The sequence below is a fragment of the Myxococcus sp. MH1 genome (assembly GCF_059738865.1).
Window position 1 is genome coordinate 2,811,037 of the sequence record NZ_AP026947.1, and the last position, 15,500, is coordinate 2,826,536.

At 71.2% G+C, this 15,500-nt stretch carries 9 protein-coding genes; 7 read left to right on the forward strand and 2 right to left on the reverse strand.

What is annotated here, in order from left to right:
• Positions 1–39: 39 nt before the first annotated feature.
• Positions 40–351: a hypothetical protein gene (locus AC6JA9_RS11455; RefSeq protein WP_223785955.1), complete on the reverse strand. Its 312-nt coding sequence runs from the start codon at positions 349–351 to the stop codon at positions 40–42.
• Between AC6JA9_RS11455 and AC6JA9_RS11460 the strand changes: the two genes are divergently transcribed.
• The 3 genes from AC6JA9_RS11460 (at position 289) to AC6JA9_RS11470 (ending at position 4,490) form a co-directional block, all read left to right on the forward strand.
• Positions 289–507, forward strand: coding sequence for a DUF1993 family protein (locus AC6JA9_RS11460; RefSeq protein WP_223785947.1), 219 nt, complete (start codon positions 289–291; stop codon positions 505–507). The genes AC6JA9_RS11455 and AC6JA9_RS11460 overlap by 63 nt on opposite strands.
• Before the next feature lie 217 nt (positions 508–724).
• Entirely contained in the window at positions 725–3,226 is a 2,502-nt protein-coding gene (locus AC6JA9_RS11465; protein WP_497959672.1) for an eCIS core domain-containing protein, read from the forward strand.
• A 238-nt stretch (positions 3,227–3,464) separates the two neighbouring features.
• Entirely contained in the window at positions 3,465–4,490 is a 1,026-nt protein-coding gene (locus tag AC6JA9_RS11470; protein ID WP_497959673.1) for an alpha/beta hydrolase, read from the forward strand.
• Positions 4,491–4,625: 135 nt separating this feature from the next.
• Here the strand turns inward: AC6JA9_RS11470 and AC6JA9_RS11475 are convergent, their stop codons facing one another.
• Positions 4,626–5,846 carry a CapA family protein gene (locus AC6JA9_RS11475; RefSeq protein ID WP_223750354.1) on the reverse strand — a complete coding sequence of 407 codons (1,221 nt, stop codon included), beginning with the start codon at positions 5,844–5,846 and terminating at the stop codon, positions 4,626–4,628.
• Between the two features lie 161 nt (positions 5,847–6,007).
• Between AC6JA9_RS11475 and AC6JA9_RS11480 the strand changes: the two genes are divergently transcribed.
• From AC6JA9_RS11480 to AC6JA9_RS11495, 4 genes are all read left to right on the forward strand, one after another.
• Complete coding sequence (locus AC6JA9_RS11480; protein WP_497959674.1) at positions 6,008–11,146, forward strand: amino acid adenylation domain-containing protein; 5,139 nt, start codon at positions 6,008–6,010, stop codon at positions 11,144–11,146.
• Complete coding sequence (locus AC6JA9_RS11485; protein WP_223785951.1) at positions 11,143–12,651, forward strand: condensation domain-containing protein; 1,509 nt, start codon at positions 11,143–11,145, stop codon at positions 12,649–12,651. Before AC6JA9_RS11480 ends, AC6JA9_RS11485 begins: the two co-directional genes overlap by 4 nt.
• Positions 12,648–13,847, forward strand: coding sequence for a cytochrome P450 (locus AC6JA9_RS11490; protein ID WP_408891239.1), 1,200 nt, complete (start codon positions 12,648–12,650; stop codon positions 13,845–13,847). Before AC6JA9_RS11485 ends, AC6JA9_RS11490 begins: the two co-directional genes overlap by 4 nt.
• Before the next feature lie 242 nt (positions 13,848–14,089).
• A complete protein-coding gene (locus AC6JA9_RS11495) occupies positions 14,090–15,418 on the forward strand; it encodes a hydroxymethylglutaryl-CoA reductase, degradative (RefSeq protein ID WP_497959675.1) in 1,329 nt (442 codons plus the stop codon).
• Positions 15,419–15,500: the final 82 nt, after the last annotated feature.

Consider the following 15,500-nt stretch of genomic DNA (forward strand, 5'->3'; position numbering starts at 1 on the left):
CCCATCCGGCGTGGAGCGCGCTCGACGACGCGACGACCATCAATCGTCCAATGCATTATCAAGGCTGGCATCTCCAACATCCTCGTCCTTGTTGCCGAACAGCCGGCGGACCGTATCTCCCAGGGGCTCGGGTCGGATGACCACCTCGCGCGGAAAGCCATTGCCCAACCCGTGCCGGACGAGGGTGACGATAGGTCGGATGCCGCCGTCAGTGGCCTTGGTGACGCGGCGTTGCTGGATGCGCGGCCCGCTGGAGCCGTCGCGGGTGCCTCCGCGGCGGACCTGCACATGTACACGCTCGCTCCGAGCGACCTCGAAGCTGGCTTCGAGCGAGAGGTCGTCATCGCGCACCGCCGTGGCTCGGTGCGCGCCAGTGGGAGGCAGTTCCTGATGGCCTTCGCGATTCCCCACTTCTTCTATCACCTGACCACGGCCTACGGCATCCTGCGCAACGAAGGCGTGCGACTCACCATGGGCGACTTCCTGGGCAACTGGGGCGAGCGTTGAGCGGGACTTCGCCCGCGCCGGGTGACGCCCGAGCCCCCTTCTCTCCTATACTGGGCGCCAGACGCCGTGCGGCTCCATCGTTGTCGTCCAGGGGGAGGAGTGCTCCATGTTCGCGTTCGACCAGAAGCCGCGTCCGTCGTCGGCGCATGCTCCTGCCCCGAAGCGTGAATCGCAGCGCCCGGCCGTCGCGCGCGCCGCATCGGAATCAGGTGGCGGATTGACGGCGCCAGTCGCTCCCGGTTCCCAGTTCGACTTCGCCCGCATCTCCATCACGCCGCCACGGATTCAACGCGAGCTGACCCTCGGCTCACCGGGGGACCCGTTCGAGCGCCAGGCGGACACCGTGGCCGACCAGGTCATGGGGACGCCGCAACCGGCGCCCGTCGGCTCGGGGCTGCACCGGGGGAATGGGGACGTGGGGGCATCGCGTGCGCTCGCGCCGCCGGTCGTCCATGAGGTGCTCGCCCGACCCGGGCGCCCGCTGGAGCCGGCCGCGCGCGACGCGATGGAGGCGCGCTTCGGTGGCGCCGACTTCTCTTCCGTGCGTGTGCATGACGACTCGCGGGCCGCGCAGAGCGCCCTGGCGGTGGGCGCGCACGCCTACTCCGTCGGTCGCGACGTGGTCTTCGCTCCCGGGCGCTACGGGCCGGGGACGGCCGCGGGAGATCGGCTGCTGGCGCACGAGCTGACGCACACCCTCCAGGGCGGTACGCGCACACTCCGCCGGCAGCCCTTGGACACGCCCCTGCTGGGGGCCGACACGGACGAGCCGCAGTCACTGAAGAACAGCGTCAGTGCCACGAACCCGCAGGCCGCCCGGCTGGAGATCGCCAGGATTCACCGCTGGCTGGCCCGGCAGCCCCCCGGGGCCGACAACGCGACGATTCAACATCTGCGCGCCGAGCTCGCCCGCCTGGAGGCCATCGTCGGTCCGGCGTTGCCCAGGACGACGATGGCGGACGCGTTCACCTCCCTCTTCAACACGGAGTTCGCGGACGTGCTGAACGTGTTCGGCGTGCCGGCGGCTCCGCTGACCACCGCGCGGCTCCAGGTGCTCTTCACGAGCACCCAGCGCCAGAAGCTGCGGGACTTCATCGTCTCCAAGCGCATCCCCGAGCGCCTGTTCAACGGCTCCGACCGGGGGGCGACCACGGCGCAGCAGCGCCTGCTCCTGTCGGCCCACATCCTCGCGAAGGGCATCTACCAGCCCGGCTCGTTCGAGCAGCGGGTGCATGCGCAGTTCTGCTTCCACTGGGTGCAGATCGTCCACCACTACGCTGGCGCCACCCCGCCCGGGTCCGGTTTCGCCGGAGGGGTGATGGGGTCCTTCGACCCGCTGGGCGCCGCGATGCTCAACACGGGGAGGTCGATTGACGTCACGAAGCAGGACCGGGTGTCGAAAGACAAGCTTCCCCTCGATGAGGCCGAGGGCGCCGAGATGCCCCCGTCCTGCGGCGCAGGACACCCGGGGCCGGCGCCGAGCACCGTGAAGCCGACCGACGAGGGCTTGGGGCCGCTGCACGAGGGCACGAAGCAGGCGGAGGCGGCGGAGAAGGCGGCGGCGGAGAACCCCGGCAAGGGGTCGAAATACTACCGGCAGCGGCATCTCCCCCTGGCGAAGCTCAACGACATCCAGACGGGAGACTGGCTGTACCTCTACAACGCCAACGCCTCGGAAGGGGGCGGGCACAGCGTCATCTTCTCCCACTGGGAGAAGAAGGATCTCATCCAGACGCCACCTGGAGCCCGCTACCACGTGGCCATCGTCTGGAGCCAGCCGACCCCGGCCAGAGGCGGCGTGCAACACAAGGCGAGGCTGGGCGACCGCTTCGTGCCCAATCCCGGCAACAACCTGGACCCCTACGTCACGCCCGTCACGCACATCGCACGGGTGACTCCCGACACGGGGCCCGCGCTCACCGCGGCGCAGATGCTGCCGGGCCGCACGGGCGCGGCCGCGACGAAGCTGGCGAAGGAGAACGCGGACTTCATCCAGGGCAAGAAGCTCAAGGGCCCGGTGAACCGCAAGAAGCTCGTGACGTGGCTCCAGGCCAGGAACGAGTCCTTCCTGGGCTCGCTGGGGACGCACCTGGACCCGGGACAGCTCGCCGTGCTCCGCGGCGTCAACCGGGGCGACGACCTGGAGGCGCTGGTCCGCCTCTTCCAGCGGCTGCGCACCCTGAGCACCAACGCCAGGGTGCTCGACGCGAACCTCCGCGCCTACAACGCGAAGCTGGACCCGAAGCACCAGGCGGCCAAGGAGGGCAAAGAGGCCGAGGTGGCGGCCGCGACCCGGAAGCTGCGCGCGGTCGACGTGGAGATTGAGGCGGTGGAGAGCGACCCTCGGGTGAATGACCCGACGCTCGTCCGCGAGTTGGAGACCGAGGCGGCCAACCTCCAGCGGCAGCTCTCGAAGCTGGGGGCGGGGCCGGAGCGCGAGGAACTGGAGATGCAGCGGGAGCGTTATCTGGCCAAGGCCGCCGCGGCGCGCGAGGTGCAGCGCAGGAGAGGGGAGCTGCGCGTCGGCCGCGACAAGGCGGTCAAGGCGCGCGACGCGGCGCAGGCCATCAAGCTGCCCTACGGTGTCGTGCACCCCGGCGACCTCGAGAAGCAGGACCTGCGCCGGCAGAACACCGGCCGTCTGGCGGACATCAACGCGGATATCGACTGGAGCGCGGTGGTGGACCCCGCTCCGACCACGACACCCAAGAAACCGTGAGCACGAACGGCCCTGGGGGAATCGGGTCGTTCGACGGCGAGCCTTGCCGCCCAGGCACTCGTTGGAGCCACTCCCCTAGGCCTCCGGACCGCTCGGCCCCGTGGGCTCAGCGGGCCGCTCCAGGTCCGCCATGGTGCTCGGCATGGCTCATTCCATCTCCGCTCCCGTGGCGGTTCCCGCAGGCGTTCGTCGTGCTCCCGCGAAGGAGGGCACTCGGCCCCGCACGTGGCCCGGAGTCTTGCTGGGAGTCCTCCTGACGCCGGTCGCCGGGCTGCTGCTGGCGGCGGCGGCCCGCATTGGCGCCTCGCCTTCGGGGTGGAGCTACTCCGGAGGGCTCGTGCTGGTGGCCGTCGGCCTGATACTGCGTGCCCGGGGCCTGTGGCGAGCGGGGCTCGGGCTCATCGCGCTCGTCGCCTGCTCACGGCTGCTCTTCGCGGACGGCACGCTCCTGGAGACCGTGCGGCTTCCGGAGGGAGGCCACCGGTGGGTGAATCGCCTCGTCGACGAGCGGGACGGGACGCTGTTCGCGGCGCACGCGCTGGTGCGGCTGGGGAAGCTGCCGCGCTCGGAGGCGAGCGGGTTCATCCCCGCGCTGGAGGCAGCGTTCGACCGGATGGAGCTGGCGGAGGGCTCGGTGGCCACGCCCGCGATTGCCACCTACCTGGGGCTTCAGTCGCCGGAGTCCTTCGATGCGCTGGTCATCCCGCCGGCTCGAGGGGCGACGCCGGACACGGCCGTGGTCTTCCTGCATGGCCATGCGGGCAACTTCGCCGTGTACTGCTGGGAGATGGCGCGGGCGTCCTGGACCATCTCCGCGTTGACGGTGTGCCCTTCGGTGGGCCCCGCCGGAGACTGGTGGTCGCCCCAGGGGGCGAGCACCTTGAAGGCGACCCTCGAATGGCTCTCGGCCCGAGGGGTTCGTCGCTTCTACCTGGGAGGGCTCTCCAACGGCGGCGTGGGGGCGAGCCTGCTCGTCAATCGCGTCTCACACCCGGGGTTGGACCTGCGGGGCCTGGTGCTCGTGTCCGGCGCGCGGTCCTCGGCCCCCGTGCCGGAGGTGCCCACGCTGGTGATACAGGGGCGCCATGACTCCATGATGGGCACCCCCGCCATGCGTGCCTATGTCGAGCGCCTGGGGCCGCGAGCCACCTATGTGGAGCTGGACAGCGGGCACTTCGTGTTCCTCGACCGCCATCTCGAGTCAGAGAAGGCCATCTCCCAGTGGCTCCGTCAGCAGGAGGGGCACGACCTGCCCGACACCTGAGGCCGCGGGGCTTCCCGCGTGCAGCCCGCGTCCTGGGGGGCTGGTCGTCGTGGACCCTGAGGACCCGTCCAGGGTGGGCCTCGAGCTGGATGCGTTCGAGCCGCCGCCTCGGCGCAGGCCCCGCCCTGGTCCCGCTCAGTCGGTCGCCGTCGACACGAACTCGATGCACGCGCTGGGCAGTCCGGAGTCGGGCCGAGGAGCGATGAGCCGCGTCGGGAGCTGTTCGGCCGCGCAGCAGCGTTCGAGATAGGCCACCACCCGCCTGCCTTCGTCGCTGTCCGCGGCCACGTGGATGGGCTCGTTGGCGGGATTGATGATGGCGGGGAGGAAGCCCGCGCGGATGCGCCCGGACGGCGTGATGTGGACCACCGCCGCGCCGGTCATCCTCGAGTCCGGGTGGAACGGCAGCAGCGGGTAGCCCTCCCTCGGGCGAATCATGTACTCGCCGAACTTGCGGGCCCAGGCCGCCATCTCCTCCGGCCGTCCCACGCCCAGGTAGCCATCCTTCGCGAGCCGCTCGGTGAGGTTCGGCAGGTCGAACACATAGTGTCCCAGCCCGTAGAAGATGGGCTTGCCGGCGTGGAACTCGACCCCGCGGAGCATGTGGTGATGGTGGCCCAGGACGACGTCCGCCCCGTGGTCGATGGCGAGCCTGGCCGTGCGACGCTCGTGGTCCGTCAGCGAATACGGCACGGTGGAGTCACCCCAGTGGAAGCTGGCGACGACGATGTCCGACTTCGCGCGGGCCTCGGCGAGGCTGTGGAGGAACGCCCGCTGGTCCTCGACCAGCGGCTCGGTGCTCACCACGGGCGCCATGCCTGGATTCCACACGTTCAGGTCCACGGGCGTGTAGCGGGTGTGCGCGCGCAAAGGCGCGAGCCCCGGGACACCGGGTCGCGCCTCATAGCCATAGGGAAACACGGAGCTGAAGGCCAGGAAGGCCAGCCGTCTGCCATTGCGCTCCAGATACACGGGCGCGGTGGCCTCCGCGAGATGGGCGCCCGCGCCCACCGTGGCGATGCCCAGGTCGGCCAGCGTCCCGCGCATGGACAGGAGCGCGGCATGTCCCCCGTCCAGACTGTGATTGTTGGCCAATGAGAGGATGTCGAAGCCCGCCTGGGCCAGGGGGGCGGCGTTCGCCGCGGGCGCGGTGACGGCCGAGCCGGCGCTGGGGGCCCGCTGGATGTCGTCGCTGAAGACGCCCTCGCAGTTGCCGAAGACGACATCACCGGCCCGCAGGACGTCGCGGGCGGAGGCGAAGGCGGTCGCCGGCTCGTCGCGGTCCACGAAGACATCGCCCACGGCGAAGAGCGACAACCCAGGTCCACTTGGAGGCGCGATGTTGTTCGAGGCCACGGTGCACTCCTACATCCTGCGCGGATGCGTTCCTCGCGCCTTCTACCAGACAAGGGTGTCACCGTGGTTTTTCGCGTGTTAAAGGCCCGGAGCCTCGAGCCGCATCGGAAGGCCGCTCCACGCGGCGGTCTCGATGTATGTCATTGCCTCCAGGAGTTCCCTTGCCCGCCACGCCCCCGTCCGCCCTGGTGACAGGAACCGAGTACGAACGCCTGCTCTCCAGCCTCCGTCTGAAGAGCCCCTGGGCGCTCGAGGGACACACCCCGGAAGAGGTGCGCCGTGCGCTGGATGTCGCGGCGCAGGCGGCCCGCGTGCAGGGGGGACGGGTCGACCATGGACCGTGGCGCTCGGTGGTGGACGTCATCGCCGAGCAGTGCCGGCGGCATGCCGACCGCGTCGCGCTCTCGGCGGGTGTTGCTGAAATCACCTACGCGATGCTGGAGGCGCGGACGCGTGCCCTGGCCGCCCGCCTGCGGGCCCGGGGGCTCGGGCGCGGAGACGTGGTCGCGGTGGTGCTGGAGCGGGGCGCGGCCTTCGTCGAGCTCGCCCTCGCCGTCTGGCGCGTGGGCGCGGCCTACCTGCCCCTGGCGCCGTCACACCCCCAGGCGTGGCGCGAGGACATCGTCCGCAGGGTCGGCGCGGCGCTCGTGGTGGGCGCGCCCGAATGCCAGGTGCGGGGCGTGCCCTTCCTGGAGCCAGGGGCCGACGCGGGCGAGGGGCGCGTGGAGGACACGATGCTCGTCCCGGAGGACCTCGCGTACATCATCTGCACGTCGGGTTCGACGGGCGAGCCCAAGCTGGTGATGACCGAGCATCGCGGCGTCGCCAACCTCCTGCATGCGCAGCGGGACTTCCTGGGCGCGCTGGGGCCGGACACGCGGGTGCTGCAGTTCTTCCACCCCTCGTTCGATGCCTCGCTGTTCGATGTGCTGATGGCGCTGCCCAACGGAGGCCGGCTGGAGACGCTGGAGGCGTCGCCGCTCTCCGGAGCGTCGCTGGCCCAGGTGATGGTGGACCGGCGCATCACCCACGCGGTGCTGCCCGCCACGGTCCTCCGCACGCTGCAGCCGGGCGGCTTCCCCGACCTCCAGGTGGTGATGAGCACCGGGGACGTGTGCCTGCCGGAGACGGCCCGTCAGTGGAGCGCGCACCACCGCTTCGTCAACGGCTATGGCCCGACGGAGGTCACGGTGGCCAGCACGCTCCAGGCGGTGCACGACGTGGAGGGGGAGCGCGTGCCCATCGGCCGCCCCCTGTCCAACGACCACGTGGTCATCCTCGATGAGCAGCTGCGCCTCGTACCCGACGGGGTGGCGGGTGAGCTGTGCATCGGCGGGGAAGGGGTGGGGCGTGGGTATCTGGGGCGGCCCGACCTGACCGCCGAGCGCTTCATCCCGGATGCGTTCGGTCCGGTGCCGGGAGGTCGGCTGTACCGCAGCGGCGATTGGGGCCGGTGGTTGCCGGACGGCACGCTGGAGTTCCTGGGCCGGCGCGACGACCAGGTGAAGATTCGCGGCGCGCGCATCGAGCTGGGCCAGGTGGAGGCGGCGCTGGCCGCGCTGCCGGACGTGCGCGACGCGGTCGCCCTCATCGACGACACGCGGGAGCGCCTGCTGGGCTACGTGATGCCCGACACCGGAGCGGCGCTGACCGGCGACGCGGTGCGCGCGGAGCTTCGACGCCGGCTGCCCGGCTACCTGGTGCCGGACGTGGTGGTCGTGGTGGAGGCCTGGCCCCTGAACACCAGCGGCAAGGTGGACCGGGCGCGGCTGCCTCGCCCTCCTCGCGCGGAGCGGACGGACTACCAGGCCCCGCGGTCGCCCGGTGAGGTGGCGCTGGCGGCCATCGCGGCGGCGCTGCTCGGGATGGAGCGGGTGGGGCGCGATGACAACCTGTTCGAGCTGGGCGGTCACTCGCTGTTCGCCACCCAGCTCGTGGCCCGGGTGCGACGCGTGCTGGGCGCGCAGCTGGAGCTGAGCGAGGTGCTCCAGACGCCCACGGTGGCCTGCCTCGCGGCGCGCTTGCAGGAAGCACAGGGTGGGGTGGACCTGGGCCCTCGACGTGGCGCTGTGGGAATGGCGCTCACGCCGTCGTTCGGCCAGGAGCGGGTGTGGCTGATGCACAAGCTCAACCCGGACGCGCGGGCCTATCACACGCAGGCGGTGTTCCGTCTCGAGGGCACGCTGGACCTCGCCGCGCTGCAAGCGAGCCTCACCGACATCGTGCGTCGCCACGACGTGATGCGCTCGCGCTTCCCCGAGGTGGATGGCGAGCTGCGGTGTGAGCTGGAGGCCCCGTGGGAGGTGGAGCTCTGCGTCCAGGACTTCAGCGGCGTGGACGAAGCGCAGCTGGACTCCCACGTGGCGGAGGCGGTCCGGGACGCGGTGCAGGCCCCGTTCGCGCTCGCCGAGGGCCGGCCCTTCCGCTGGCGGCTGCTGCGACTGAGCGCGGGGGAGCACCTGTTCGTGCACGTCGAGCACCACATCGTGCACGACGGCTGGTCCTTCAACGTCTTCGTGCGCGAGCTGCTCAACGGCTACGCCGAACACGTCCGCCACGGCCAGGTGCGGCGCCCCGCGCTGGCGGTGCAGTACTCCGATTACGCGCGCTGGCAGCGCGAGTGGGTGGGGACCGAGGCCGCCGAGGCGCAGCGCCGCTTCTGGCGCCGGGAGCTGGAGGGCGCGCAGACCCTGCTCCAGCTCCCCCGACGGGTGGCCCCCCATGGGCGACGGTTTCGTGGGGTGGCGCCCCGGGTGGAGCTGGACGGTGAGCTCGCGCGGCGCCTCCAGGCGCTGGCGGACCGCAACAACGCGTCCCTCTTCACCACGCTCCTCTCCGCGTTCTTCGTCCTGCTGCACCGGTACACCGGCTCCCAGGACCTGCTCGTGGGCTCCTCGGTCGCCAACCGGCGCTGGCAGGACACCGAGGGCATGCTGGGCATGTTCATCAACACCGTCGTCCTGCGGGGCAGGCTCGACGGGGACCCCTCGTTCGAGGAGCTCCTGGCGCGGGTGCGGCGCACCACGCTGGAGGTCTATGACCACCAGGAGCTGCCCTATGAGCAGATCTTCGCGCAGTCGCCCGCGCGGCATCAGGGGGGCTTCAACCCGTTGATACAGACGATGTTCAACTTCCACGACTCGTCGGTGGGCACGCTCGATGCGTCGCCGCTCGACGTCTCCTTCGTGGAGGGGCTGGGCAACGGCTCCGCCAAGTTCGAGCTGTCCGTCGTCGCGGTGCCGCTCTACGCCGAGCCGGGGCACATCCAACGGCTGGCCGGGGACGTGGTGCGCATCCCGCGCTCGGAGGCCCCCGTGCGCTCCAGTCCCCGCTCATCCCTGAGCGGCATCCTGCTCTCGTGGGAGTTCGACTCCGACCTCTTCGAGGACTTCTTCATCGCCGGCATCCTGTCCGCGTATCAGCAACTGCTGCGCTCCATCGTCGACGCGCCGGACACCCGCGTGTCCAGGCTGTCGATGCTGAGCGACGCGGACCGGCGCGCGCTCGTCAGCGTGGGGGCTCGCCAGGAGGCGCCGTCGTATCGGGTGCATGACCTGTTCGCACATTGGACCCGCCGAGCGCCCGACGCTCCCGCGGTGAGGTCCGGCGACCGGGTGCTGACCTATGCCGAGCTGACGCGTCGGGCGGAGCACCTGGCGCACCACCTGCGCGACCTGGGCGTTGGCCGTGAGGCCCTCGTGGCGGTGTGCATTCCGCGCTCGGAAGCCCTGGTCGTGGCCCAGCTGGGAATCCTCATGGCGGGGGCGGCCTTCCTGTCGCTGGACCCTGGTGCTCCCGCGGCGTGGCTGGAGCCGCTCATGCGCGAGGCCGGGGCCCGCGCCCTCGTCACCACGGCGGCGTTGGACGGCCGACTCACCGGTCTGCCCACCGTCGTGCTGGAGGCGCTGCCTCCGGTGTCATCCGGGCCGCTGCCGGAGGGGAGCCCGTCGGACCTCGCCTACGTGCTCTACACGTCCGGGTCGACGGGCAGACCCAAGGGCGTTCAAATCGAGCACCACTCGGTCGTGTCCCTGCTGCACCGCACGGCCCTGGCCGAGGACCTGGGCCCCGGCAAGACGATGCTGGCGATGGCGTCGGTGACCTTCGACATCTCCGTGCTGGAGGTCTGGGGCGCGCTGCTCAACGGCGCCGCCGTCCACTTCCTGCCGCCGGGGTGGGACGTGCCGGGGCTGGCGCGCTGTCTCGTCGACCAGCGCATCACGCATGCGGTGATTCCTCCCGTGGTGCTGCCCCGGTTGGCGGCCGACGCTCCGGAGGCCTTCGCCGCCCTGGACCGCGTGGTGGTTGGTGGAGATGTCTTCCCGGTGGAGGCGTTCCGCGCGCTCCAGCGCGAGGGCTTCACGAAGGTCACGAACGGCTACGGCCCCACGGAGATCACCGTCATGGCCAGCGGACACCGGCTGGACGACGGGGTCGACGCCGAGGCCACCCACGTCCCCATCGGGCGCCCGCTGTTCAATGCGCACCTGGTGGTGCTCGACGCGCACGGGCAGGTGGCTCCGCCGGGCGCGGTGGGGGAGCTCTGCATCGGTGGGGCCGGTGTCGCGAGAGGCTACCGCGACCAGCCGGGCCTCACCGCCGAGCGCTTCGTACCGGACCCCTTCGGGACCCATCCGGGGGCGCGGCTCTATCGCAGCGGGGACCTTGCTCGGTGGTTGCCAGGAGGCGTCATCGAGTTCCTGGGCCGCCGTGATGAGCAGGTGAAGGTCCGTGGCGTCCGGGTGGAGCTGGCCGAGGTGCGCGCCGCCCTGGCCGCGCATCCCGGCGTGGTGGACGCGCTCGCGCGGGTCGACTCGCGGGGCGGGGAGGCTCGCCTCGTGGGCTATGTCGTGGCCGGGGCGGCGACCCAGGTGTCGGGGCAGGCCGTGCGCGAGGACCTGGCGCGCAGGGTGCCGGCGCACCTGGTGCCTTCGGAGGTCATCGTCCTGGCGTCCTGGCCGCTGACTCAAAACGGGAAGGTGGACCCCTCGCGGCTGCCCACGACGGACCGGCGCCCGGACGCGCCCTACACGGCGCCGAGGACCGAGGCCGAGGTCCGTGTCGCGTCGGTGGTCACCGAGCTCCTGGGCGTGAGCCGGGTGGATGTGCATGAGAGCCTGCTCGCGCTCGGCATGCATTCGCTGCAGGCGATGCGGCTGGCCTCGCGGCTGAGCCGGACGGTGGGGCGCGAGGTCGGGCTCGCCACCATTCTCACCGGGCCGACCATCGCCCAGCTCGCTCATGCGCTCGCCGAGGCTCCGGTCGCGAAGCCCACCATCAAGAGGCTGCCACGCGGATGACGACCGTGTTCCCGATGTCGTTCGCCCAGCAGCGGCTGTGCTTCCTGCACCGGATGGACCCCACCGGCGCGGCCCACGCCACCGTTCGCTGCCACCGTGTCACGGGGCCCCTGGATTCGCGAGCCCTGCAAGAGGCCCTGGACGCGCTGGTGGCCCGGCACGAACCGCTGCGCACCGTCTTCCCGCTGGGGACGCAGCAGCTCATCGCTCCGGAGGGGCGCGCGCAGGTTCGCTTCGTGGAGGTCAAGACGGAGGCCGAGGCCCTGCGACACGCGCACGAGGAGGCGCTCCAGCCGTTCGACCTGGAGCGCGGTCCCTTGCTGCGGCTCACCGTGCTGCGGCTGGAGCCCCGGACGCACTTCCTCCTGTTCGCCGTGCACCTGCTGGTGGCGGACGGCACCTCGCTCCAGGTGTTCACCGAGGAGCTGGCCATCGCATACCGGGCAGCGCTCCTGGGGCGGCCTCCCGCCCTGCCCGAGCTGCCCGTGCAGTACGTGGACTGGGCCGCATGGCAGCGCGAGCAGCTCACCGCCGAGCGGCGCGAGTCGCTGTCGCGCTGGTGGAGGGAGCAGCTGTCGGGTGTCCCCCTGTTCCTGGACCTCGTCCCTCCGCGTCCCGTGTCGGGGCGGGGACGGCGCATGCACCGGGTGCTGCCCGCCGCGGTCTCCGACGGCGTGCGTGCCCTTGCGAGCACCGAGCGTCAGACGGTGTTCACGGTGCTGGCCGCCGCCTGTGGGAGGGTGCTCGGGCACCGTGCGGGACGTGAGCGGGTGCTGCTGGGGCTGGCCGTGGCGAACCGGGACCTGCCCGAGGTCGAGCGGGTGCTCGGGTTCTTCGTCGAGACCGTGGTGCTCCAGGTGGACCTGCGTGGTGACGTCGACCTCCGCGCGCTGCTCACCCGGGTGGCATCGGCCACGGCGGCGGCCACCGCGCACAAGGCCCTGCCCTTCGAGCAGCTCGTCGCGGACCTGGCTCCGCCCAGGGACCCGACGCGCTCTCCCGTCGTCCAGGTCAACTTCGCCTACCACCCCGTGGGCACGGCGGGCGCCCTGTCATTGCAGGACTGTGAGGTGACGGAGCTCCTGCTGGACCTCCCCTCCGCGAAGTTCGAGCTGACCGTTCGGGTGGAGGAGCGCTCCGACGGCGCGTTCACCGTGTGGGGCGAGTTCGACGAGAGCCTCTTCGAGCCCGCCTTCATCGAGGCGCTGCTCGCGGACTACGAGGACGTCTTGCGGACGGCGACCCCCGACGCGCGGACCTCGCCTCGGCGCTCCTCGACCCGGGAACAACAGCTTGGCCGCATCTTCGCCGACGTGCTGAAGGTCGCCTCGGTCGCTCCGGACGACGACTTCTTCCAGCGCGGCGGCCACTCCTTGCAGCTCGTCGAGGTCGCGGTCCGCATCCGGAATGAACTGGGCCAGGACCTCGGCTTGCGCGAGCTGTACCAGCATCCCACCGTGGCGGGCATCGCCGCCCGGCTCGACCGAACAGGAGCCCCCCGATGAGCCCTTCCTACCCCTTCCCCAAGGACTGGAGCCTCCCGCTGGAGCCGCCCGCTGAATACGAGCGGCTGCGCAAGCAGGCCCCGGTCTGCCCCGTGAAGTTGTGGGACGGAAACACGCCGTGGCTGGTGAGCCGCTACAGCGACGTGCTGGCGGTGCTGGGAGACCCCCGGCTGGTCGCGGACTCCACGCTGCCGGGGTTCCCGCACCTGTCGCCCGCGGCCGCTGCTCGACAGGGCAGGCCGCTGGCCTTCTTCCTGCGCCCGGATGCGGAGTATCGGGCGCAGCGGGCCATGCTCGTGCAGGAGTTCATGCCCCGGCGGATGGAGGCCCTGAGGCCGCGCATCCAGGCCACCGTGGACGCGGCGCTCGACGCGATGCTGGCCGCCCCGAGGCCCGTGGACCTGATGTCGGCGTTCGCGCTCCCCGTGGCCCTGCAAGTCATTGGCGATCTGCTCGGCGTGCCCCAGGAGGGTGCCGAGGCGCTGCACGTGCTGAGCAGGACCGTCGGCTCGCGTGCGTCCTCCCGCGAGGAGGCGACCGCGGCCTTGATGGCGTTGGATGATGTCTTCCTGCGCCTGGTGGAGGACAACCTGCGTGAGCCTGGGGACACGCTCATCGGTCGCGTCGTCACGGAGCAGGTGGCGACGGGGAAGCTGAGTCCCCCGGACGCGGCGTCCCTGTTCCACGCGCTGTACTACGCCGGGCACGGACCGTCGGCGTACATGTTCGGACTGGGGACGCTGGCGCTGCTCATCCACCCCGAGCAGCTCGCGAAGTTCCGCCAGATGGAGGACCCCGCCGCCATCACCGCGGCGGTGCAGGAGCTGCTGCGCTTCGTCAATGTCTCACATCTCGCCCGGCAGCGCGTCGCCACCGTGGACCTCACCGTGGGCGGTCAGCTCATCCGCGCGGGGGAGGGTGTCCTCGCGCAGCCGGACTCGGCCAACCGCGACGGCACGGTCTTCGAGGCGCCGGACCGGCTGGACCTCCAGCGGGAAGCGCACCGCAACTTCGCCTTCGGTCACGGCATCCACCTGTGCACGGGGCGCGCGCTGGCCCTCATCGAGTTCGAGGTGGTGTTCAAGACGCTGTTCCAGCGCATCCCCACGTTGCGGCTGGCCGTGCCGCTGGAGGAGGTCCGCTTCAAGAAGGACGAGAACCTGCTCGGCGTCCATGAGCTGCCGCTCACCTGGTGACTCGCGGCCCTCGGCTCCGGTGAATCCGCGAGCCAGTCGGTTCGCGGTGTGCGCTTCCTGGTCGCCAGTGGGTGTGCCGGGTCTGTGATTCGGTGAGTTGACGCGTCAGCCACGGGGGTTGACACGTCAACCGAGGAGCCAGGCTGTTTCATCCTCCTCGAATCCCGCGAGATGTGGCCCGGCGCTTCATGGCGCCACCGTTGCAAGGGGGCCCGCTCCAGGTTCTGCACCGAAGGAACAACATGTCCGACACCGTGACCTCCCGGCTCCCGAGCTTCCACAAGCTGCCGATGGAGGAGCGCCACGCGCACCTCGCTCGAATGTTCCGGCTCCAGCCCGAGGACCTGCGACAACTGCTGGGCTCCGAAGCGCTGCCGCCTGTCCTGGCGAACCAGATGATCGAGAACGCGGTGGGGACGTTCTGCCTGCCGCTGGGCCTGGGCCTCAACCTCCAGGTCAACGGGCGCGACCTCCTGGTGCCCATGGCGGTGGAGGAGCCGTCCGTCGTGGCGGCCGTGTCCTTCGCCGCGAAGATCGTCCGCGAGTCCGGTGGCTTCACCGCCGAGGCGGACCCCTCGCTGATGATTGGCCAGGTGCAGGTGTCGCGCTACGGCGACCCGAAGGTGGCCACCGAGCACATCCTGGCGCACAAGGAGCAGCTCCTCGCGCTGGCCAACAGCTTCCACCCGGCCATGGTGGCGCGCGGCGGTGGGGCCAAGGACGTGGAGGTGCGCGTGCTGCCAGCGCCCGAGGGCCCGTGCGGAGAGCCGTTGCTCATCGTGCACCTCCTCATCGACACGCAGGAGGCGATGGGGGCCAACCTCATCAACACCATGGCGGAGGGCGTGGCGCCGCTCATCGAGCAGCTCACCGGCGGCAAGGTGTACCTGCGCATCCTCTCCAACCTGGCGGACCGGCGGCTGGCGCGCGCCATCTGCCGCATCCCCGTGCCGCTCCTGGCGGACTTCGAGATGCCGGGCGAAATCATCGCCGAGGGCATCACCCAGGCCAGCCGCTTCGCCGAAGCCGACCCGTACCGCGCGGCCACGCACAACAAGGGCGTGATGAACGGCATCGACGCGGTGGCCATCGCCACGGGGCAGGACTGGCGCGCGATTGAAGCCGGCGCGCACGCCTTCGCCTGCCGCAGCGGGCAGTACCGTCCGCTGTCCACCTGGTACCTGGAGGAGGGGCACCTGGTGGGCCGCATCGAGCTGCCCATGGCGCTGGGCGTGGTGGGCGGCCCCATCAAGGTGCACCCCGGCGTGCAGCTGGCGCTCAAGCTGATGCAGACCCCCTCGGTGCGCGAGCTGTCGATGGTGTTCGCGGCGGTGGGGCTGGCGCAGAACTTCGCGGCGCTCCGGGCGCTGGGCAGCGTGGGCATCCAGAAGGGCCACATGGCGATGCACGCGCGCTGCGTGGCGGTGACGGCGGGCGCGCGGGGCGACTGGGTGGAGAAGATCGCCAACCTGCTGGTGAAGGCGGGTCACGTGAAGGTGGAGAAGGCCCGCGAGCTGCTGGCAAGCCTCCCCGCAGAGGACGCCGCCGCCGCGACCGGCACGAGCGTCTGACGCCGCCGCGGACGTGTCATGCGCCCCGTTGACACGTCCTCGGTGACGACTGACGTGTCAGCCGCGCGAGCCGGGGTGTTTC

Excerpts from the sequence above, each read along its gene's own strand:
- AC6JA9_RS11460 (WP_223785947.1), top strand. The coding sequence starts at position 289 with ATGTACACGCTCGCTCCGAGCGACCTCGAAGCTGGCTTCGAGCGAGAG.
- AC6JA9_RS11490 (WP_408891239.1), top strand. The coding sequence starts at position 12,648 with ATGAGCCCTTCCTACCCCTTCCCCAAGGACTGGAGCCTCCCGCTGGAG.
- AC6JA9_RS11495 (WP_497959675.1), top strand. The coding sequence starts at position 14,090 with ATGTCCGACACCGTGACCTCCCGGCTCCCGAGCTTCCACAAGCTGCCG.
- AC6JA9_RS11485 (WP_223785951.1), top strand. The coding sequence starts at position 11,143 with ATGACGACCGTGTTCCCGATGTCGTTCGCCCAGCAGCGGCTGTGCTTC.